The sequence below is a fragment of the Pleomorphochaeta sp. DL1XJH-081 genome, assembly GCF_049310885.1.
In the GTDB taxonomy this organism is placed as follows: Bacteria; Spirochaetota; Spirochaetia; order Sphaerochaetales; family Sphaerochaetaceae; genus CAYZJV01.
In genome coordinates this window covers 152642-173508 of record NZ_JBMDYO010000004.1, presented here as the reverse complement: position 1 = coordinate 173508, position 20867 = coordinate 152642, and the positions used below count along the sequence as shown (strand labels likewise).

14 protein-coding genes and 1 other RNA gene are annotated in these 20867 nt (G+C 43.6%); 11 read left to right on the top strand and 4 right to left on the bottom strand.

What is annotated here, in order from left to right:
• Positions 1-187: 187 nt before the first annotated feature.
• Positions 188-964, top strand: a complete 777-nt coding sequence (locus ACODJP_RS09050; RefSeq protein WP_422480700.1) for a hypothetical protein — start codon at positions 188-190, stop codon at positions 962-964.
• 86 nt (positions 965-1050) lie between these two features.
• Here the strand turns inward: ACODJP_RS09050 and ssrA are convergent.
• The 3 genes from ssrA to ACODJP_RS09035 form a co-directional block, all read right to left on the bottom strand.
• Positions 1051-1423, bottom strand: a transfer-messenger RNA (tmRNA) gene (ssrA, locus tag ACODJP_RS09045).
• A 61-nt stretch (positions 1424-1484) separates the two neighbouring features.
• The gene (gene smpB / locus ACODJP_RS09040; RefSeq protein WP_422480698.1) at positions 1485-1949 is read right to left on the bottom strand and encodes an SsrA-binding protein SmpB; all 465 of its coding nucleotides are present in this window, start codon (positions 1947-1949) and stop codon (positions 1485-1487) included.
• Between the two features lie 12 nt (positions 1950-1961).
• Positions 1962-3440, bottom strand: coding sequence for an SUMF1/EgtB/PvdO family nonheme iron enzyme (locus ACODJP_RS09035; protein ID WP_422480696.1), 1479 nt, complete (start codon positions 3438-3440; stop codon positions 1962-1964).
• A gap of 64 nt (positions 3441-3504) precedes the next feature.
• On the opposite strand from ACODJP_RS09035, the gene lepB reads away from it, so the two are divergent.
• The 7 genes from lepB (at position 3505) to queA (ending at position 9702) form a co-directional block, all read left to right on the top strand.
• Positions 3505-4503, top strand: a complete 999-nt coding sequence (gene lepB / locus ACODJP_RS09030; protein ID WP_422480694.1) for a signal peptidase I — start codon at positions 3505-3507, stop codon at positions 4501-4503.
• 8 nt (positions 4504-4511) lie between these two features.
• Positions 4512-5720 (top strand): coproporphyrinogen-III oxidase family protein, encoded by a 1209-nt coding sequence (locus ACODJP_RS09025; protein WP_422480692.1) that lies wholly within the window; start codon positions 4512-4514, stop codon positions 5718-5720.
• A 65-nt stretch (positions 5721-5785) separates the two neighbouring features.
• Entirely contained in the window at positions 5786-6532 is a 747-nt protein-coding gene (locus tag ACODJP_RS09020; RefSeq protein WP_422480690.1) for a YebC/PmpR family DNA-binding transcriptional regulator, read from the top strand.
• A 3-nt stretch (positions 6533-6535) separates the two neighbouring features.
• On the top strand, positions 6536-7012 hold the full coding sequence (ruvC, locus tag ACODJP_RS09015) for a crossover junction endodeoxyribonuclease RuvC (protein ID WP_422480688.1): 477 nt from the start codon (positions 6536-6538) through the stop codon (positions 7010-7012).
• Entirely contained in the window at positions 7009-7644 is a 636-nt protein-coding gene (gene ruvA, locus ACODJP_RS09010) for a Holliday junction branch migration protein RuvA (protein WP_422480686.1), read from the top strand. The genes ruvC and ruvA overlap by 4 nt, the downstream gene beginning before the upstream one ends.
• Before the next feature lie 17 nt (positions 7645-7661).
• Positions 7662-8693: a Holliday junction branch migration DNA helicase RuvB gene (gene ruvB, locus ACODJP_RS09005; RefSeq protein ID WP_422480865.1), complete on the top strand. Its 1032-nt coding sequence runs from the start codon at positions 7662-7664 to the stop codon at positions 8691-8693.
• A complete protein-coding gene (gene queA / locus ACODJP_RS09000) occupies positions 8668-9702 on the top strand; it encodes a tRNA preQ1(34) S-adenosylmethionine ribosyltransferase-isomerase QueA (RefSeq protein WP_422480684.1) in 1035 nt (344 codons plus the stop codon). Before ruvB ends, queA begins: the two co-directional genes overlap by 26 nt.
• A gap of 7 nt (positions 9703-9709) precedes the next feature.
• On the opposite strand, the gene tmk is transcribed toward queA, so the two are convergent.
• Entirely contained in the window at positions 9710-10330 is a 621-nt protein-coding gene (tmk, locus tag ACODJP_RS08995; protein WP_422480682.1) for a dTMP kinase, read from the bottom strand.
• Positions 10331-10483: 153 nt separating this feature from the next.
• Here tmk and ACODJP_RS08990 point away from each other — a divergent pair, with 153 nt between their 5' ends.
• Genes ACODJP_RS08990 through mutS form a run of 3 tightly spaced genes read left to right on the top strand, consistent with a single transcriptional unit; the run spans position 10484 to position 20854 of the window.
• Positions 10484-15211, top strand: a complete 4728-nt coding sequence (locus ACODJP_RS08990) for a hypothetical protein (RefSeq protein WP_422480680.1) — start codon at positions 10484-10486, stop codon at positions 15209-15211.
• A gap of 11 nt (positions 15212-15222) precedes the next feature.
• Positions 15223-18237, top strand: coding sequence for an outer membrane protein assembly factor BamA (gene bamA / locus ACODJP_RS08985; RefSeq protein ID WP_422480678.1), 3015 nt, complete (start codon positions 15223-15225; stop codon positions 18235-18237).
• A gap of 19 nt (positions 18238-18256) precedes the next feature.
• Positions 18257-20854 carry a DNA mismatch repair protein MutS gene (gene mutS / locus ACODJP_RS08980; protein WP_422480676.1) on the top strand — a complete coding sequence of 866 codons (2598 nt, stop codon included), beginning with the start codon at positions 18257-18259 and terminating at the stop codon, positions 20852-20854.
• Positions 20855-20867 lie beyond the last annotated feature (13 nt).

Sequence of the window (20867 nt, the reverse complement as noted above, 5' to 3'; positions counted from 1 at the left end):
CCTATGCTAACTTTTTGATAGGTATACCAAATATTTGTGACAATTGCAACACAAGTTGATAAAATACCTATCCAAACTGAGGCATTACCTTTAATTGTTTGATTTCCAAAATTGATTGTCCATCCAATTGAAGGGTGCTACAGTATACTAGTGAAGGTGCTTGATTAAGATAGGAGGGGGATTCTGTATGAAAAAAAACTACAAGATTGTACTGGTTACCTTACTTTGCCTTGTCTTTACTTCTGTTGGCAACTCTTATGCAGATTCATTGGAGGGCAACACAACTCTTGGCGGTACCAATGGGTACATTGTCATCCCTAGTGCCTATCCCGTCGATAGTAATAACGGTCCAGCTATTACAAGTGGATACCAGGCTATCCTAGAGTTTCCTACTACTTTTGCTCATATACCATATATTCAGTTTGGCTTCGCCAAAGACTTTGAAACATCCTTGGCTGTTGATATCAAGGATTCTGCAAATATTTTACTAAATGGGAAATGGAGATTCCTTGAAAAAGGAGAAACTTCAGTCTCATTCGGTTTCATCGGTCAAGCTATTAATCTGGGCAATACCAATGAATTTGCTGCACAAGCTTATTTTGCTAGTTCCTTTTCTTCGAATTTTATCGATTGGCCTTCCAAGACTACGATCCTTATTGGATACACATTCAAAGAGAAATTGAATTCCAATATTGATTTCGGGATGGGGTTCCAAGCTCCATTGTTGGAAAAAGTATTTAAAGGCAAAGTCGACTTCCTTATCGATTTCGGGAATGTCTCCTACAGTATTGATCCCAGTGCAGGGGATGCAGGAAATCGGGGAATGTTGAATATCGGAGCTAGATTGCTTCCGGTTGAATTCATGAAATCGACCTATATTACTGCGGATCTCAGGTTGTTGGATCTTCTTGATGATAAGGGGAGGGGTATCAGTGCTGGTATCTCGATCACGTTTAGACCTTAGATTCCAAACGAAGCGAGAGCCGCAGGACCTTTGATTACAGAAATCCCGTCAATTCGAATTGATCGAACTGACGGGAATCATTGCATTGGTGGAGGTGGGGGGAGTCGAACCCCCGTCCTAACGCGCCACCCGATGGCGTCTACAAGCTTAGCCGTTGTTCATAGTTTCAGAAAAGAGCGGACCAACGGCCGACGTTACTTTTCCTAAGCCAGCTGTATTGTCCCTCGCGATCACCGGCACTTCTCGAGGTTAGCCCTTGTTGTTACAAGCATCCAGAGGTTAAGAGCGGCACCTTTGGAGCCTGTACGTTCCTACTGCTTAAGCAGCGAGAGCGTATTCTGCGTCGTAAGAGACTTCGTCTTCTTTCTTGGCAGTTTTGTGTTTTGCTAGTTTTAGGAGTTGGCGCTCCGCTTGCGACCACCGGCATGATCTCACGCCAGTCGAAACCAATACACCCCCCAAAGGGGTTATCATTACTATACAACTTTATCACATTGCAGGCAAGCAGACGAAAACCGGATCACCGATTGAAATTCTTCATTTCTCTCCGCATTTCCCTCTGCATATCACGCTCCCGAATAACATTTCGCTTATCATGAGCTTGTTTTCCACGACAGAGAGATATCTGGACTTTTACCAGATTGCCTTTCAGATACACCAAAGTAGGGATGAGAGTCATCCCCTTTTCATCTACTTTCCGCTTGATCCTTTTCATCTCCTGCCGATGGAGCAAAAGATTACGCTCCCTTTCAGGATCGTGATTATTGATACTCCCATGAGAGTATTGGGATATATGTAGACCTACAATGACCATTCCTTTGGAAGTTATCTTTACATAGCTATCTCCAAAAGAGAATCGGCTCATACGAATCGATTTCACTTCGGTTCCTTGTAACGCTATTCCCGCCTCAAAATCCTCGACAACCTCATAATTGAAATAGGCTTTCTTATTCTTCTGTAATACTTTTATATGATCTTTTGCCATACTATTCCTTGTCTATTTAAACCAAGCTACCCTAAATCCAGTAGTCTCGCTACAGGAATTTCGGGAGGAGACTCCGATTGTTGCCCTATCGATTCCAGCAGGATCATTGAGATAAGAACCTCCCTTAATCACGATGTCCGAAGCGAAAGAATCCTTTGACGGCTCAATACCGGTATATCGTGCAAGTGGTACAAAACTCTCGGATGTAAACTCCCAATAGCCTCCGAGCATTGATGATGGACCATCCCGTTCAACAAGAGCTATGGTTCCTTTTTGGAATGATTTTCCCGAAACCGATCTTGCAGCAGCCTCCCATTGAGAATTTGTGGGCAAGAAGACCCTTTCCCCTGTAATTTGTCCTAACCATTCAGTGAATGCTGTGGCAGCATACCATGATATGTTTCTGATCGGTTGGTTTGAAATGATTGATGTTGTAGGATAAACACCAGCAAGATACATTTCATCAACCATACCATCTGCCAGGAGATTGTCGATATTACCCTTAGACCAATATGGATTGGCGTCAATGAAGTGTGCCCAGAGGTATTCGCTAATTTCCAAAGCTCCTATCGTAAAAGAGCCCACCGTCATCTCCATTGCAAGCTCATGTACTCCAGGATAACGCTCCACTACCTGCTTTCCCACCACCAAGTCGTGGTTTTCATAGGAGAATCCTGTTATGGGAGAGACTCCCGGAATTGGAATTTCCAATGAAACCCTCTGTGAAGATACCTGTTCAAAAGCAACTGTAGTCCCAATATTGGTATTGGATTGGTCTTCGTTAAATAAAGTAGTTATCTTCTCCATTTGCTGTGATAGAGTGGTAATTTCGGATTCTCCTAGAATAGATTGTTCTCTGATGATAGTCAAAGCTTCTTGATAATCCTTAAGCATAGCCTTACTCGTAATATAGTTAAGGCTCTGTGTGAAAAAATCATTGAGAACTACCTCGACTCGCTGAAAATCCAAGGCAACAGCTGTTGTAGCGACTTGTTTGAAAAGCGGTGGGCGATGGTATACTTCATTGAAATCGGTGATTACACTCCAAGCGACGACCTGATCATACATCGCATCGACATATTTTTCGAACGCTGAAATATCTTTGATATAGTTACCTGAGGAAACCTCTTGCCTTCTCGGGAATAACCAAGTCAAGAATATTGGATGACTGACTTCGAAGGAGGTTGTAACAGCGTCAACACCTTCGTAGGAGAACGTGACCTCGTGGCTTCCCGGTTCAATGAACGCAGTAACAGGAGCACTACCTATATAGGTACCATCTACGGTAACGATCGATGGTTCCACACGACTAGTGAAGGTTACCTGTTTCCCACTGTGTAGTATCCCTGGAAGAACAGCCACCAAGAACAGCACGATAAGAAGAATCGTAAGGTAGAGAATAGTGAGATATACTCCCGGTTCCATGCCGAATAGTGGTTTCAGCTTTACCGGTTCTACGGATATGGGCATAGTATCCTCATGTTTTTTCATCCTTAGAAAAGTACCTTCAGCACCACTTATTGTCAATGGCATCCGTTTGTGGTAATTTTACGCCATGGTAAAATATTTCGCTTGGATCCAGCATATTACAGAGACAGGCCTAACAAGACGTTTGGAACGGATAGCTCGGGAAAAAGCCAAGCGATCGGAAAAGAAGACACTCAAAGGAGAACTTTTCAGTTGGCTCGATGCCATTGTTTTCGCTGTCATTTTCGTTTTACTCATAAACCAATACATATTTCAACTTTTCATGATTCCCACTCCCTCCATGGTGGAGACACTTTTAGTCAAAGATAGGGTGTTTGTAAGTAAGACCTCTTATGGGATTGAATTGTACCCTGGTGGTAAAAAGATTTTTTCAAACAGAAATCCACTTCGGGACGATATCATCGTCTTCTACAATCCTGAATACGACTCCAAAGGACCTGTATTCGATGTTTTATCCCAAATTATCTATATGGCTACCTTCTCCCTAATAAATATTGATGTAGATGAAGACGGTAATATGCGTCAAAGATTGTATGTCAAACGTGCTGCTGCATTGGGAGGTGAGACCATTCGATTCAAGGATGGAACAGCATACATTTCCGGAGCTGGCCAACAATCTTTCACTGCCGATCCTACTTTCCGAGAAGAAAATGCTCTTTCGGATGGACCCCACCAATCCCTTGATCCCTCAATGTACCCAGGTATGCGTTCCTATGGTGCACTCATGGCATACCAGGATGCTTCTTTGAGTAATAAAGCGCCAGCCCATTTGGTGCAAACCTACCAAAGTGTATCCAATTATCAAGGCTTGGTGGATTATTATCAAGTATCGGCTACACGGACGAAGACCGCACACCAACTTAATCCTTCCGATCTAAAACTACGTTCTTCTGCTGCCCATTACGTACAGGGTGCGTATGTTCCCCATGGTTATGTGATGCCTCTTGGTGACAATCGAGATAATTCCCACGATGGCAGATACTTCGGTCCTGTCCCTCTCAATACAGTTATTGGTAGGGTAGTTTTCAAATTCTGGCCCCTGAATCGTATGGGAGGAGTCTCCTGATTACTGATATGCTCAACCATATCAATCCCCATGACATATATTCCCTGTACATCCATATTCCATTCTGTACTAGCAAATGTTCCTACTGCGCCTTCTATTCTGAGGTCATTTCAAACGTAGTTGAAGAACGAAAAACATTCGGTCAAAAAATCATACAAGAACTTCGGTTTCTTGTTGGTAACTTGGAAACACCATTTTCGACAGCCTATATCGGAGGTGGAAATCCTGGTCTGTTACCAATTGAAGATCTACAAGGATTGCTGGACCTTATAGGAACACATGGACCCACTGGAGAAACTTCAATTGAGATGAATCCCGAATCTCTACGTATTGAGCATGAGACATTATTCGATCATGGGCTCGATCGTTTGAGTATCGGAATTCAATCTATGAATGAGCGTCATGTGAAAACTTTGGGAAGAAACGCAAACATAAGCATAAATATGCGTGCCGCATCAATAATTCGTGAATTTCGGAAATCGAAATCATTTGGGTTGAATTGTGATCTCGTGACTTGTATTCCAGGGCAGACCATAGAAGATGCGATATCTGATATCGACGTGGTTATAGCATTGTTCAATCCAAATCACATATCACTCTATAATCTAACAGTAGAGGAGGGTACTCCTTTGGCTGATCGGGTTGATAATGGGACCCTGCAGGTAATGGATGAAGATGGTCAAGCAGAGATGTTACAAGCTTGTTGGGATCATCTAAAATCACGTGGTTTCGAACATTACGAAATATCAAATTTCAGCAGAGATAATGCGGGACGAAGCCACCACAACGAACGGTATTGGCGCTTGGAAAATTATATTGGGATCGGGCCGTCTGCTGCTGGTACCCTTTTTAAATCCGATTCTCAGGCACTTAGGACAAATGGCGTAAACAATCTCCATGCATATGTGGACAAGGCTCCCTTCACAACGTATACATACGAGATTCTAGATGAAAGACAATTGATGCTTGAAACCTTATTGGTAGCATTGAGAACTCGTGAAGGAATAGATAAGCGTGTGTGGAATAGACGGTTTTCATATGATTTTCAAATGCTCTTTAGAGACCGAGTATCCTATCTCAGCACTATCGATCCCTATCTCTTTAGTGATACTGAAGTCCGATTCAGTCTTACCGAAAAAGGATTTATGGTACTCGATGCAATTATCATACACATGTCAGAAGCCTTGGAAATTTGTAAAGATACTGAGCCCACTTGACAGTGAAAAATGGCACATGGTACCCTAACGCGTTACAAACTTGAAAAAATAAGAGGTTCATAGATATGTCCGGCCACAGTAAATGGGCAACGATTAAGCACAAAAAGGGAGCTGCAGACGCTAAGCGTGGGCAGAAGTTCACCAAATTGATAAAAGAGATTATGGTAGCCGCGAAGATGGGTGGGAGTGATCCCGATTCGAATGCCCGTTTGCGCACAGCTGTTCTCAAGGCACGCTCAGAAAATATGCCAAAAGACAATATTGAGCGGGCAATCAAGAAAGGTTCAGGTGAAATGGAGAATTCCACCTACTACGAACTGACCTATGAAGGATATGCTCCTGGTGGAGTTGCTATCATTATCGACACATTGACCGATAACAAAAATAGGACTGCTGCCGATGTGCGCAGCACTCTCACAAAGCTTGGTGGTTCGTTGGGAACCAGTGGTAGTGTCTCATACATGTTCCAGACGAAGGGAATCATAACTTATGACAGTGAATCCTATACTGAAGATGACATCCTAGAAGCTGCTTTGGAACTCGGAGCTGAAGACATTAGTTCCTCAGACGGTGTAATCGAAGTATACACAGATCCAGGGGAATTCTCTAATGTATTGGAAGGGCTACAAGAGAAAGGTTTTAAAGAAACTTCTGCAGAGGTAGAAAAGATTGCCGATACAACCGTTACATTGGAAGATGAAAAGATCCGGAAAGTACTAAAAATCATCGACCGGTTGGAAGAGCTGGACGACGTGCAACAGGTCTCCTCCAACTTGGAGATTCCAGACGATTTCAACGACGAAGAAGAGTAGGACATGCTGGTACTGGGCATCGATCCAGGAATTGCACAGACAGGCTGGGGCGTGGTCGATATCGTTGGCCAACGGTACCGGCCTGTTTCTTATGGTGTAGTCCGTACCACTACCAGCAAATCCATGGAACAAAGGATCCATGCAATAGCAAACGATATTGGGAAATTAGCTATAGACTTCAAGGTTGAGATGGTTTCTATGGAAGATATCTACTTTGCGAAGAATGTCAGCTCAGCTATGGGGGTAGCTAAAGTGATTGGTGCGATTATCCAGCAATTATCACTGCAAGGTATTCCTGTTCAACTGTTTACACCCTTGCAGATTAAACTTGCAGTTACCGGGTTCGGAACCGCCGAGAAGCATCAAGTCCAGGAAATGGTCCGGCTTCTGTTGAAACTGGAAAAGGTCCCTTCTCCGGACCATGCGGCCGACTCATTGGCTGCAGCTATATGTTTAGCTACAAACAGGAGGTTGTCATGATACATGCTGTGATAGGTGAGGTTGTCCATGTGGGGGCACAAATCGCAGTATTGCGAACCGATGGTGGTCTGGAACTGGAGCTCATCGTATCATCGCAAACCGCGAGCAAACTCTCCCAGTTACATGGGGAAGCAAGAAGACAGGTCCGCCTCCTCAGTTGGTTGCAGCATAGGGAGGACAGCATGACGCTATTCGGTTTTACCGATGAAGAGGAGCGATTGCTTTTCCTGGAACTAATCAAAGTAAATGGAATTGGTCCTAAACAAGCAATGAAGATACTAAGTGGAGTCCAGGTGCGTTCATTCATCAAAGCTCTGGATGACAATGACCTCACTTTTCTCTCCTCTATCCCTGGCGTTGGTCCGAAAACATCACAAAAAATTGTTCTTGCACTTCGTGATACTGTCGTATTCGATACCCATGATAAAGGAAAACAACAAACATCCAGTTCCGGTTTGGACAGACGTTTCGATGACCTTGTTGCGGCACTATCGGATATGGGTTATGATAAGCGCCAAACTGTCGGCGTGATATCCGAACTGCTCAAAGAGCACGCCGATCTGCTTTCAGGTAAAAACCTGCACGAGGCTGAAGAATTCCTCTTCAGGAATGCGATTATAAGGCTAGGTTGATTGTGGAATCCAATGGCATCCAGGAAACATCGATACTTTCTAGTACCTTCCAAAATGAAGTGGATGTACAAGAGAACATTCTCCGTCCGAAAAACCTCATTGACTTTCAAGGTCAACAAAGAATCAAGGACAACTTATCTGTTTTCATACGTGCCGCTATAGAAAGGGGAGATTCACTTGACCATGTGTTCCTTATAGGCCCTCCTGGACTCGGTAAGACAACCCTTGCTTCCATAATTGCAAATGAGATGGGAGCTGAAATCCGTATGACCAGTGCACCAGCATTGGAAAAGCCGAAAGATCTTGCTGGAATTCTGACCAATGTGACAGAAGGAAGCATATTTTTCATAGACGAAATTCACAGAATGCGGCCAGCCTTGGAAGAGATGCTCTATATAGCTATGGAGGACTATGAGATCGATTGGGTTATAGGACAGGGACCCGCTGCCCGCACAATCCGTATACCTATTCCTCGTTTTACCCTTATAGGAGCTACCACTAAGGCGGGGCAGGTATCATCTCCCCTCTACAGTCGATTCGGAATTACTTGCCGGATTGAATTCTATCAAGAAGAGGAACTGGTGCAGATTATAAGACGATCTGCGAAGATTCTCGATACATCGATAGAAGAATCTGCCATCGCATTGTTGGCCAAGAGCTCTCGAGGTACTCCACGAATCGCGAATCGACTTCTAAGAAGATTGCGTGATTATGCTACAGTGCTGGGCGATGGAATCATAGATGATGAGATCGTACGTGTTAGTATGGAAAGACTGGGAATCGATGGAGAAGGGCTTGAACAACAAGATAGAAATATCCTAAAGACAATTATTCAATTCTACGATGGGGGCCCTGTGGGAGCAGAGACACTCGCGATATCCGTTGGAGAAGCCATTGAATCCCTTGAAGACTTCTATGAACCATACCTCATCCAGAAAGGCTATCTCAAACGAACCCCTCGGGGACGGATGGCTACATCCTTAGCCTACAATCTACTTGACATACCATACGATAGGAAACCAGATGAAAACCAAGGAATTCTCTTTTGACCTTCCCGAACAGTTGATAGCCCAGTTCCCTGCTGACAAGCGGGGAGAAAGTCGTCTGCTCGTTCTTGATAAACGAACCGGAACCTTTGACGATTCCCATATTTCCCATATTGCAGATTATCTCGAACCCGGTTCTGTAATGGTGGTGAACAATTCCAAAGTCCGTAAAGCCCGCGTGTATGCTGAGAGCGAGACTGGAGGTAAGGTAGAATTTCTATTCCTTCATGAGTTACCAGATCATACGTGGACCGCTATGGTGACAAAGAGCAAGAAACAAAGAATCGGTAAACAGTATAGATTCTCGAATGCCGAAGGAGAATTATGGACTGCTCAAATAATAGCTGAGAATGAAGATGGCAAGATCATTCGTTTCTCCCAACCGATAAATGAACATTTCTTCTCAACATGTGGACATGTCCCGCTTCCTCCCTACATCAAAAGAGACGATACCTTCAGCGATGAATCGAGATACCAGACCGTCTACGCTAAAGATTCCGGTTCTGTAGCCGCACCGACAGCAGGCTTGCATTTTACCCAAGAGCTTCTCGATAGAATTAAGGAGCGAGGTATATTCATTTGTCCTGTCACTTTGCATGTTGGGCCTGGTACCTTTCTCCCGGTTCGCACAGAAGAACTGGAAGATCACCCTATGCATCTAGAGCATTATGAAATCCCAAACGAGAGTGCCTCGTTGATTAATAAAGCAAAACAAGAAGGGAGAAAGATTATTGCGGTTGGAACTACCAGCGTACGCACCTTGGAATCAGCATTTAACAGTACCACCAATACACTTCCTTCTGGGGAAGGGAGTACCCGATTGTTCATTCTGCCTCCCTATGAATTCAAGATTGTCGATCAATTGTTGACCAATTTCCATACACCAGAATCTACTCTGTTGGTTCTGGTATCGGCTTTTGCCGGTAAACAGCATATCATGAATGCATACGGGCATGCAGTAGATCAGGGGTATCGATTCTTCAGTTATGGCGATGCCATGCTCATACGTTGATAATTCATTAGAGAAGTGAGCGTTCGCGTAACTTTCCAACAATATATGAGGTAATCTCTTCACGGCTTTTCTGCCCATCGATCCTCAAAAGGGTTACATCTGAGGGTAAATCCGAGAAAATCATCTCGTAATTATCTTTTACTTTTGCAAGAAATTCCTGTCTTTCGAACATCTCACGTCCATTGTCTCGTGAATCAATCCTTTGTAAACAGGCTTCTACCGGTGTATCGATATAGACGATAAACTCGGGAAGCGGGAATTCATTTAGAGCACTTATTTTATCGTATCCGCAATCCACCGATTGATAGGCAAGAGAAGAAAAAATATAGCGATCGGAGATTACTATAGTTCCATTCTCAAGGCGCTCTATAATACCAGTGATCGGATGGTTGAGGTGATCCTCACGATCTGCTGAGAAAAGCATCGCCAATGCCAATGGTGTGGTGACAACCTCTTTGCGAAGGACACTACGAACCAAATTCCCCAATGGAGAGGAGGTCGGCTCAAACGTCGCATGGCAATTAACACCGGCTTGGTCAAAAGCTTCAGCTAGGGCTTTCATCTGGGTGGTCGTCCCGGCCCCATCCAAACCCTCCACGACGATAAAACGTTCAAGTATACGTTGCATGGGACAAATCTCCTATTCCAATAACAATATTGTTCCTCCATACTAACCAACCTTTCCACGCTTGGCAAGAATGTTTATGCTTACATTGGAAGAGAGAAAAGGGTAGGTAAACAGGATAATTACCGGTATACTGGAATATATGCGGATGGCTACATGAGATATCATACGACAGCTTTCAATATTATCGCATCTCTTGCCTTGCTACTTATTACGGTCGTAGTGGTATTTATTTTCAACGGTATGGCGTTGATACCCGATCTTGGCGATACTATTGCAAAAACCATCTTGCAGGAGGTTTCTGGATCAGGAGCAAATACCGTTACCATCGGCTCTATAGAAACTTCACTCTTCAAGCGAATAACCGTGCATGATATTTCTCTCCAAAACCAAGAAAAGAAGTCTTTGGTAAACGTTAGATCCATCGAAATTGGAATCCCTGCCTATCGCCTTTTATGGGGAACACTGTATCCAAAATCCATACCAGTTTCTTTGGATGGAGTGATAATCGATATTGACCAAAATTCGATTTCAAGTCTGAGTCCCAATACCGGTGGGGTCCCCACAAATAATGCATTTTCCTCTCTGCTTGCGGATCGGACAATCATCGTAACATTGACTGATGGTAGAGTCACATATGGCCAAAAAGACATAAACCTGTCATTGGAAGAATTTGCAGGAATCGCCACTATTGTCGATGGAGCCATTACGCAAGCACGATTGGAAACCGTCGGCTTCTCTCTGGAACATCCTCAAATAATTGCGTCCGGTACCGATACCTCCCTCACTTTGGGAAGAACTATCACAGGTGGCGTTGGATTACGACTTGATTCTCAAAACAGTTCTTTTACTTCACATGAACTTGGTTTAGAAAGTCACTTGGATACTTGGCAAGCATCTTTTGTATCCGAATCGATGGACAAATTACTGGATCTTGAAGGAGTCGCTGCAATGACTCTGGAATCGGTACAGGCTCAAACATACATGCAAAAGAAATTGGCAATATTGTCGTTTGATTCGATATCTGCAAACGCCCGCATCTCCGCTGATAGTATTCCTTCCATCTCAGCATCTTTTCCATCGGTGGAAATCGCCTATGATGGTTGGATAGCGATGATCAAGGAACTCGATGCATCTCTCGATCCTCAACAGCAAGACAACCCCAGGCTCCTCTTAGAATCACCGGAATATTTGCAGATTTCCCATGGAGGAGACTTAACCATTGAAGCGTTACGCCCGAAAGCCGAAATAACTTTTGCAAAGGATTTCGATAGATTCCAAATAAACATACGAAAGTTACGCTTTACGCCGATAATCGGAATGGGGCTTTTATCCGAGACCACTCTCGAGACTTTAGATGTTGCGACATTCGATGAAGCGTACATACTTGCCCTATTAGATCGTACCGATGGCAGTGTAAAGGGTGAATCAAGTTTCGATCTGACTGTCGAGACAACCATACCATTCCTTGAGCAAACCTCTGGACAAGTTTCAGGATCAATAGCACTTGACCACGTTATGGCAATGGAGAGTTCGCAGATTTTCGTCAGAAATCTTGAAAGTAGTGGGATTGAAGGATCGGTCGATGCCAATTTCCTCTATGCTGCAAGACAATTGGAAACTCCAGAACTCTCACTTTATGCAACTCATACCAATGGGATTGAGCTTACAGTAAACCATTTACTGGAGGATTCATTATCACGGATCTCCTTGAGACTTGATAATACGCAACCACGATTGTTCCAGCCCCTATTAGAGAAACTCTCTCCCACGGTCTCTGCATTGATAGCAGAGGACACATCTCTTGAAGGGAATATTAATATGACCCTTTCAAACGATTTGAATGAGGGAAGGGGAACTGCTGAAATTGGTATCGCAAATCTTGCGGTAGATGAGCAACGATTCAATCTCGCAACTACCTTCAGTGGAGATTTGACCTCCTCTTTACTCAACGTTGATTTGGCTACACTTACCACAGAGGGATATCGTCTATCATACACCGGTTCGATTGAAAGGACCCGAATCGCACCTGAGGGTACTTTAAAAATCAATGATGTTGAAAGCGGCGATACTATGGTTACTGCAGATTTTGAAAGGACTGCTGAACAACGATATCAGTATCGCATAACCACACCTGTGTTCGCTGAAGCCGATTTCACGGGAGATGTTTCTTGGGCAGACCAGGGAGCTGTAAATGCACAAGGTGTATTATCAGTTCCAGGAGCTACATATCCCGTTTCCATCGAATTTGCACAAGACGTAGGTTTATTCACCCTTATATCAGATAATCTGGAAGCTGCTCTCGATTTTGTATCGGTTCCTGGACATATTACATTCGATCTGAATACACGAAATCTTCCCTTACCACCTTCCCGCGGAAAACCCTTCTATGGTCAAGGAATCATCAATGGTTCTCTTGCTGCCGATTTTTCTCTGGCTGAAGAACTTTTCCTGATCTCCTCTCAAAATCTGGAAATTGATGGACTTGCATGGAGAGAGAACCAACCATTCTCCTTCTCATTCTCAGTCGATGCCGACCCGCAGGAGGTTCGTTTCCAAGATGTCGTATACGCCGATCAGAGAGGAGTGCTTTCTGGTTATGCGAATATACGCAACCAATCTCTTCTAGAACTCAGTACCGGTAGCCTTGATCAATTCTATGCGGTTGTGGATCTTTCTAATGAACAAGAGCGGTTAGCGGTCTCATTTCTCCCTGATGAAAGTAATAGCATGATCAGCCGTGGGACGATTACTATCGAGGGTTTTGATCTAGGTCGATTTGCTCTTTTCCCAGAGGAAACGCTCTTACAGTTCTCTTTCGTGGGAGAAACCGATCTGGACAAACTAGCCCAAGGCCATGCTTCGGTAACATTGGAAAATACTGCTCGTAACAGTACTATCCGTTCCGATATACACCTTGAGGATTGGGGTATTCTTATGGATAATGCCCTCTATAGAAAAAATGATTTTACCGTTACAATTCCCCAAGGTAGATTCTCCTATGGTGGAGAATCATTTTTATCGGCTCAATTCGCCTCTCTTTCACCTCTAGTCTGGAGAGATGGATCCACAACCGCGACTATCTCATTATCTACCAATCTTCCCGAAGCACATACATTGTTCGATTGGATCGAGAATATTCCGACATCATGGGATTCCATACCAACCATCCAAGCAGATCATACCAAAGTCAATCTCTTAGGAGCGATTCCTTGGTCTGATGGAACCCATTTCATCACATTTGATGATGGAAAAATCTCCATTGAGATGGGCGAAAACGGAACCATTGAAGGCTCCTACGATTTTTCCACACATCGAATCGATATACGAGCGATACAAGGATTTCCTATTCCATTACTTGCTCAAGGTACAATTGAAAAAGATGACATGTATGTGGAACTGAATGGCATCGAGTTCAATATTGAATATCTGAATGCAATTTTCCTTGAGCCGATCCTCACATTTGGAGATAGTTTGGCTACAGGTTCACTCATCATTGACGGACCAATGGATAATCCCGATTATTATGGTACGCTTATTGCCAACTCAGCTGAGGTTTCAACATTTTGGACGCCTGGAGAATTATTCTCCTTAAAGAACCCTGTAATTACCATTTCAGAAAATTTAGCAACAATAGCGGCATCTCCTGTTTCGGCCGTCCACTCTTCTGGAAGGCGTACGAGAGGTACCATCCAGATGGAATTCACCTTCGAACAATGGGGACTCCCACATTACCGAATAGATATACTCGAAATTGAAGATCCCATTTCCCTATGGATACCTCTTGCGCCACCTGTCGATGTCAATGTGAATGCTATGGCAGCCGGAAGTTTTTCAATCGAAGGAACGCCCACTGAAGAGACTTTGTATGGCGATGTGACAGTTTCAGAGGGTCTGATCTCTTTCGGCGTCGGAGAATTGCCAAATTGGTTCAAGCCAAAAACTAGGACAAGTATCGATATGACGATCAGGACTGGACGGAATGTCACTTTCATTTTTCCGAATGAAGAGTCTCCAATCCTTAGAGCTACCTTTGCTGATGACCAAAAGATTGGGATCACGGTAGAAGCCCCTTCAATGGCTACAACTTTTTCTGGAGAATTAGCATTTAGAAGTGGCGAGATCTACTACGTTCAAAAGAATTTCTATATTACAGAAGGTTCTCTTCGATTCCCATCCGCCAGCACAGCTTTAGATGATGATTTCATGCCTAGAATCAATCTACGAGCACGTTTACGAGAATTCGAACCTGATGGTACCAGAGTCGATATCTATATGGTACTCCAGGAAGCAAGATTCGATGATTTAAACCCGCGATTCGAATCGATACCTTTGCGATCTACGAATGAAATCCTGGAATTGCTTGGACAAAACATTGTCTCTGCTTCGACTGCAAGGGATAGCGGATTGACTTCAGTCGTAGCTGTTGCATCTGCAGCCACCGATGTCATCTCGCGATTAGGCCTTCTGCAGAACACCACAGTCTCTTTAGGTTTCTCAAGTATTATTAGGGAGTCACTAGGTTTAGATGTATTTACCATCAGGACAAATCTTCTCCAGAATATCCTTTTTGAAGCACTTCCCGGTGTAACCGCCGATACCACCGTCAGTCCAATTGCCAGATACCTAGACAATACCACAATGTATATCGGCAAGTACCTTCTTGAAGACTTCTATCTCCAAGGAATGCTCCATTTTAGACAGGATTCCAGAGGGAATTCCATTTCATTCCTAGCAAATGATTTGAGAATAGATACTGAGTTGAGCGTTGAGTGGACCAATCCTCTTGCAACCTTCAGTTTCTTCACACAGCCGGATGAGTTGTCGGTTTTCGATTTATTCGATACTATGGGATTTAGTATAACAAAGCGTTTTGAGTTCTAAAAGGAGTCCGCATGCTGCGAAAGATATTCATTCCAATCCTGTTGTCCATTATCCTCCTGCCTGTTGTAGCAGCAGATACACCGGTATTAGAAGCCTGGTGGGAAGGTAAGCCTATCCAAGAATTTGTCTATGTCGATCTACAAGCTGTAGAACCTTCCGAAGTTGACCCTTTGGTCGATCCATTGGTTGGTACAGCATATGACCAAAAAGCGATAGACGCTATGGAACAAAGACTCCTTGCTACCGGTTGGTTTATGGATGTCGTCTCAATCCCTGCACGAGTAGACGATTCTACTGATAAGACCATGGTTTATATAGAATTTGTAGAGCGTCAAAAACTGACAAATATATCCATAAATGGAAACAAATTCGTGTCTACAGAAGAAATCATGGCTAGACTACAGCTTGAGACAGATACTATGTTCGATACTGAGGATCTCGACCGTGCCACCTCCAATATTAGACAACTATATACAGAAAAAGGATATGATAGAGTCGATATCGTGCCAAGCTATGAATCGGATGCTACAGGAGAGGGAATTTCTGTAAACATCCAGATTACCGAGTACGAATGGTACCTGAATAAACCGATTCGTGGTTTCACCTATAAGGGATTGCGAAATGTCGATAATGATACTCTTGACGATATCACCTATCCTTATATTGGAAAACCTTTTACCCAGACATTGTATCGTGAAATAGAAGGCAAATTCAATGAGCTGCTCAAATTCAGCGTTTTCCAAGCTGAAGCTAGAAGGGGAGGAACCAATAATAATGAACTATTCATTGAATTCTCTTTCACTGAGTTACCGGTAATCAGATCGATTGGTTTCTCCGGTAACAATAATATCCGATCAAAGGTTCTCGAAGACAAGCTTACGATCGAAACTGGAGAGTTCCTTTCATTGAGCAGGGTAAATGCTGGAACAGAAGCATTGAAAACGCTCTATTTGGAACGCGGCTATGCAGACGTAGCTATCGATTCTTCCTATACGATTGATGAATCGACGAACAACCTTGATCTGACTTATTCTGTTGAAGAGGGAAGGCAGTGGAAAATAGGCGAATTAGCGTTCGAAGGTAATGGAAAAATCGGTACATCCGTTCTCCAGAAAACAATCTCATCGAAAGTCCAATCACTGTTCAATTCAGGCAATTATGTGGCGACTAAGATTGGAGAAGATACGCAAGCAATTCTTCTCAAATACCAACAGAATGGATATATCGACGCTAAAGTGGTAGATGTGAGGTTAGAGGACATCCCGGAAGAGGATACGGGGATCAGGAAACTTCGCGTAGTTTTCGTCATTGAAGAGGGAGAACAGTGGTTTTTTGGAGGCATAGGGATAGAGGGAAATACTGTATATAGTGATGAAGAGATCCAATCCCTTTTAACCATGAAAGAGGACAGTGTTCTCGATATTTCTAAAGTACAATCTGAAATCAGCAAGGTCGCTGATTTGTATTGGAATGAGGGATATGTCGAAAATACGATTGATATCCAGGAATCTCGAAATCCCGAAACAAAGAGTATCACCTATACGATTGTAATAGTTGAACGTGGCCAAGCCTCTGTTGAAGAAGTCATTATCCGTGGACTCACAAAAACCAAACCATACGTACTCGAACGGGAATTGGCTATTAATGAAGGGGACATCTTTAGCAAAGCTAAATATGTGCAAAGTGCCCAAAACCTTTATAATACCGGTTTGTTGACCGATGTCGTACCTTCTATCAGCTATGGAACTAAAGAGAACTCCTTAGTCGTAACATACGATGTAACTGAAGGAAACCAGATGAATATCGGTTTCGGAGCTACATTCGGCGGTAATGTCGAGGGCTTTCCCGTCAGTGGATTCCTTTCCTGGTCAGATACCAATCTTGGAGGTACTGGTCGTGATTTGGAAATCATGACTGAACTCTCTCCAGACTCTCAGACAGCAACGGTTAGCTTTAGGGATGCTTGGGTAAGGGACAAACGTTGGAGTAATGCTATCAATCTTTCCTTCAATCGCAGTACCTATGGGAATGGTATGCAATTAGGAAATGGATCACCTGATACTCGTCTTAGAGATAATAAAGCCTATCCGTATCCCTATACCAGCTATGAAGCTTGGAATGCTGACGGTAAACCGACGCCGGACTCCGAATATCTCATGGGATATGAGTATCTCAAGGTATCTTTAGGTTATACGACCGGTTATACATTTGTATTCGATGCTGGAAGATTGTCATTATCGGTAGGTCCTGCATTGACCCTCAATAGGGCATATTATGATATAGATATCTATACACCATATGATTACCTCATAGGAGAATACGGAGAGAGCTGGAAATTCTCGAATCGTCTTGGAGCTTCTATTTCATGGGACGGAAGAGATCTGGTAAATAATACTACGAAAGGCTACTTGATAAGCCAAAGTGCCACCTACGCCGGTGGTATACTCGGAGGATTGTCAAACTACATCCGTACATCAACCAGTTTGTCAGCATTCCTCAAGGTATTTGAAATTCCCGGTGAGAAACCGACCCCTGGGGTAATCAGTTTCAATACCACTGCTTCATTCATGTTCGACCAATACTATCCCGAAGACCCAAATGATTGGGGTAGCTCTTGGATAAAGGGTATGAGTGCTTCGAAATACGAATATCTGTACATAGATGGTATGACTATAGCCCGTGGATTTACACCTAAATTCTATTTCGAATTCCTCTGGGATTCATCTGTGGAATTCAGTATCCAGATTGCCGAGAACGTACTATGGGGAGAAGCTTTTGTAAGTGCTACGGGAACTTCTGGGGATCTTTCCACAGCATTCACTAGTCCGCTCGATTGGTATTTTGCTACCGGTATCGGTATTAGACTGAAAGTTCCAGGATTCCCTCTCGGCCTTTATCTGGTAAAAAACGCTACTATGGTAGATGGTGGATCATTCGCATGGGATGGAGGAACCATTTTTAGGAATCCAGACAATGATGCTAGCGGACTAAAATTGGTACTTGCTATCACGACTAGTATCTATTAATAGGATCGACAGTCACGTAATGGAAGCGAAACCTACTACGCCGATGATGGAGCAGTATCTCGAACTGAAAAGCCAACATCAGGACGAGGTGTTGTTTTTTCGGTTAGGCGACTTCTATGAGATGTTTCTTGATGATGCGAAAGAGGTCTCCCGCCTGCTCAATATTACCCTCACAGCTAGAAATGGAATTCCCATGTGTGGGATTCCGTACCATGCCGCGAAAAATTATATAAAACGACTATTGGATGAGGGAAAGAAAATTGCAGTCTGCGAACAAGTAGAGATGCCAGGTCCAAATCGGTCTATCGCTAAGCGAGAGGTGGTGCAAACTATCACTCCTGGAACGGTAGTCGAGGATGAGTTCTTGGATGCAGCTTCCAATAACCACCTTATGGCATTGGCGATAACAGATGACCGGATCTCCTGCGCATATTGTGAACTGTCTAATGGCATATTCTCCATGCTCTCATTTGAAAAGGAAGAGAGATTTGAGTCGGTCAGGGCTCTCTATGAACAACTCCTACCTCGTGAGATAATCGTTAATGAAGATGATTATTTTTCCGATAAGACTTTTTCTTCAACTATTGTACAAATGGATTGTATGGTCACCAGACTTCCTCCTTGGTACTTTTCAAAATCCCAAGGATTTGAACTCCTACGTAACCATGCTGAATCAATTTCGCTCAAGCAGTTCGGTATTGAAGAACTAGATATCGAATTGGTTTCCGCAGGAGCTTTATTCCGGTATTTACAGGATACTGCAAAAACCTCCCTGGATCATATCGTCGATTTCACTAAAGTAGATCAAGATCGTCACCTCTCAATAGACGAATCAACAAGAAAGAATCTGGAGTTGTTGTCTAATCTTCAGGAGGGTGGGGCCAATCGCACACTTTTCTCCACCCTGGATATGACATGTACCTCGGGCGGAGCCAGATTGTTGAAAAGTTGGATATCCTCCCCATTGACTTTGATGGACGATATCATAGAAAGACAAGATCGTGTAACATGGTTCCTTCAACATGAATCTGAAAGACAGCGTATTCGCTCTCTATTGGGTAGTACACGAGATCTTTCGAGACTCACTTCACGTGTTGCTATGCGTCGTGCGAATCCTCAAGATTTGGTCGCCATACGACAATCGATCGCTTCATTCATCGAGCTTACAAACGAATATACCGAATATTACCGATCACTTCTCGACAAACATGTCGATGATGCCATGATGACTAGTTTGGTGGATCTTATGGAGACTCTTCTTTCATCCATTAGAGAGGATGTACAAGGACCATTCTCTCCCGGACAGGTCATCCTTCAAGGATATGACTCCCAACTCGACCACCTTCGTGAATTACAGAAATCGGGAACAAGGAGTCTGCAAGCGTATGTAGCCAAATTGAAAGAAGAGACGGAAATCCCCACCATCAAACTTTCCCATAATAAGATAATTGGACAGTACCTCGAGATTCCCAAAACCCATGGAGCCAAAATTCCCGATTGGTTCTATAGAAAACAAACCTTGGTTAATGCTGAACGATATACAACCGATGGACTCATTGCTTTAGAGACAGAAATTTTGGCGAGTGGAGAACAAGCAGATACTCTTGAGAGAACTATTTACGAAAAGATATTAGATCTGACATCCGCAATGCATGTTCCTCTCATGCGATTAGGACAATTCTTCTCAAACATAGATTGTCTACAATCCCTTGCACACTGTGCGAATCGTAATCGATATACCAAGCCGGAACTAACTGAAACCGATCTCCTTCATATTGAGGAGGGTAGGCATCCGGTTGTTGAACAATTCTTGCCCAAAGGAGAATTTGTCGCTAACGATTTATCAATGGGACTGGAGAATGAGCGTTTCTGCCTTATTACTGGGCCTAATATGGCTGGAAAATCTACTTACCTTCGGCAAAACGCGCTTATTGTACTCATGGCTCAGATCGGTTCCTATGTTCCTGCGACAACTGCAAGGATTGGCCTGATCGATAAGCTATTCTGCCGCGTAGGAGCTAGTGATAACCTAGCGAGAGGAGAATCCACTTTCTTGATTGAAATGCAAGAGGCCGCGTTTATTTTACGTACAGCGACTTCACGGTCTTTGGCTATTATGGATGAAATAGGACGCGGCACTAGCACTCAAGATGGGATGTCTATCGCCTATGCAGTAATGAGGACCATGGTTGAAATGAAGGTAAAGACACTCTTTGCGACCCACTACCATGAGTTAACTATGTTGGATACCACCGGAATGCAATTGCTGACACCAAGTGTGGCTGAGACCAGAAGGAATATCGTATTCCTGAGGAAGATACAACCAGGAGTTGCAAACAGTTCCTACGGGCTCCATGTCGCGAAGATGGCTGGAATACCATCGCATGTAGTCAGGCAAGCCGCCGATTTCCAACGACAACATTTCGCCGACTATGCATTGAAAGGGAACAGTCCCCAACTTGATCTCTTTACTGGAGACAGTGTTAGTCAACCTGTCGATTTACTGTACGAACCTATAGTAGAACAGATCAGATCCTATCAATTGGAACTATCCACCCCATTGGATACCATGCATTTCGTGGAAAACCTGAAGAGACTTTTGGATGAGTTGGAATAGATGGCATGTAGGC

Coding starts and splice junctions, on each gene's coding strand:
- ruvC (WP_422480688.1), top strand. CDS start 6,536: ATGCTGGTACTGGGCATCGATCCAGGAATTGCACAGACAGGCTGGGGC.
- lepB (WP_422480694.1), top strand. CDS start 3,505: ATGGTAAAATATTTCGCTTGGATCCAGCATATTACAGAGACAGGCCTA.
- tmk (WP_422480682.1), bottom strand. CDS start 10,330: ATGCAACGTATACTTGAACGTTTTATCGTCGTGGAGGGTTTGGATGGG.
- queA (WP_422480684.1), top strand. CDS start 8,668: ATGAAAACCAAGGAATTCTCTTTTGACCTTCCCGAACAGTTGATAGCC.
- ACODJP_RS09020 (WP_422480690.1), top strand. CDS start 5,786: ATGTCCGGCCACAGTAAATGGGCAACGATTAAGCACAAAAAGGGAGCT.
- smpB (WP_422480698.1), bottom strand. CDS start 1,949: ATGGCAAAAGATCATATAAAAGTATTACAGAAGAATAAGAAAGCCTAT.
- bamA (WP_422480678.1), top strand. CDS start 15,223: ATGCTGCGAAAGATATTCATTCCAATCCTGTTGTCCATTATCCTCCTG.
- ruvA (WP_422480686.1), top strand. CDS start 7,009: ATGATACATGCTGTGATAGGTGAGGTTGTCCATGTGGGGGCACAAATC.
- ACODJP_RS09050 (WP_422480700.1), top strand. CDS start 188: ATGAAAAAAAACTACAAGATTGTACTGGTTACCTTACTTTGCCTTGTC.
- mutS (WP_422480676.1), top strand. CDS start 18,257: ATGGAAGCGAAACCTACTACGCCGATGATGGAGCAGTATCTCGAACTG.
- ACODJP_RS09025 (WP_422480692.1), top strand. CDS start 4,512: ATGCTCAACCATATCAATCCCCATGACATATATTCCCTGTACATCCAT.
- ACODJP_RS09035 (WP_422480696.1), bottom strand. CDS start 3,440: ATGAAAAAACATGAGGATACTATGCCCATATCCGTAGAACCGGTAAAG.
- ACODJP_RS08990 (WP_422480680.1), top strand. CDS start 10,484: ATGAGATATCATACGACAGCTTTCAATATTATCGCATCTCTTGCCTTG.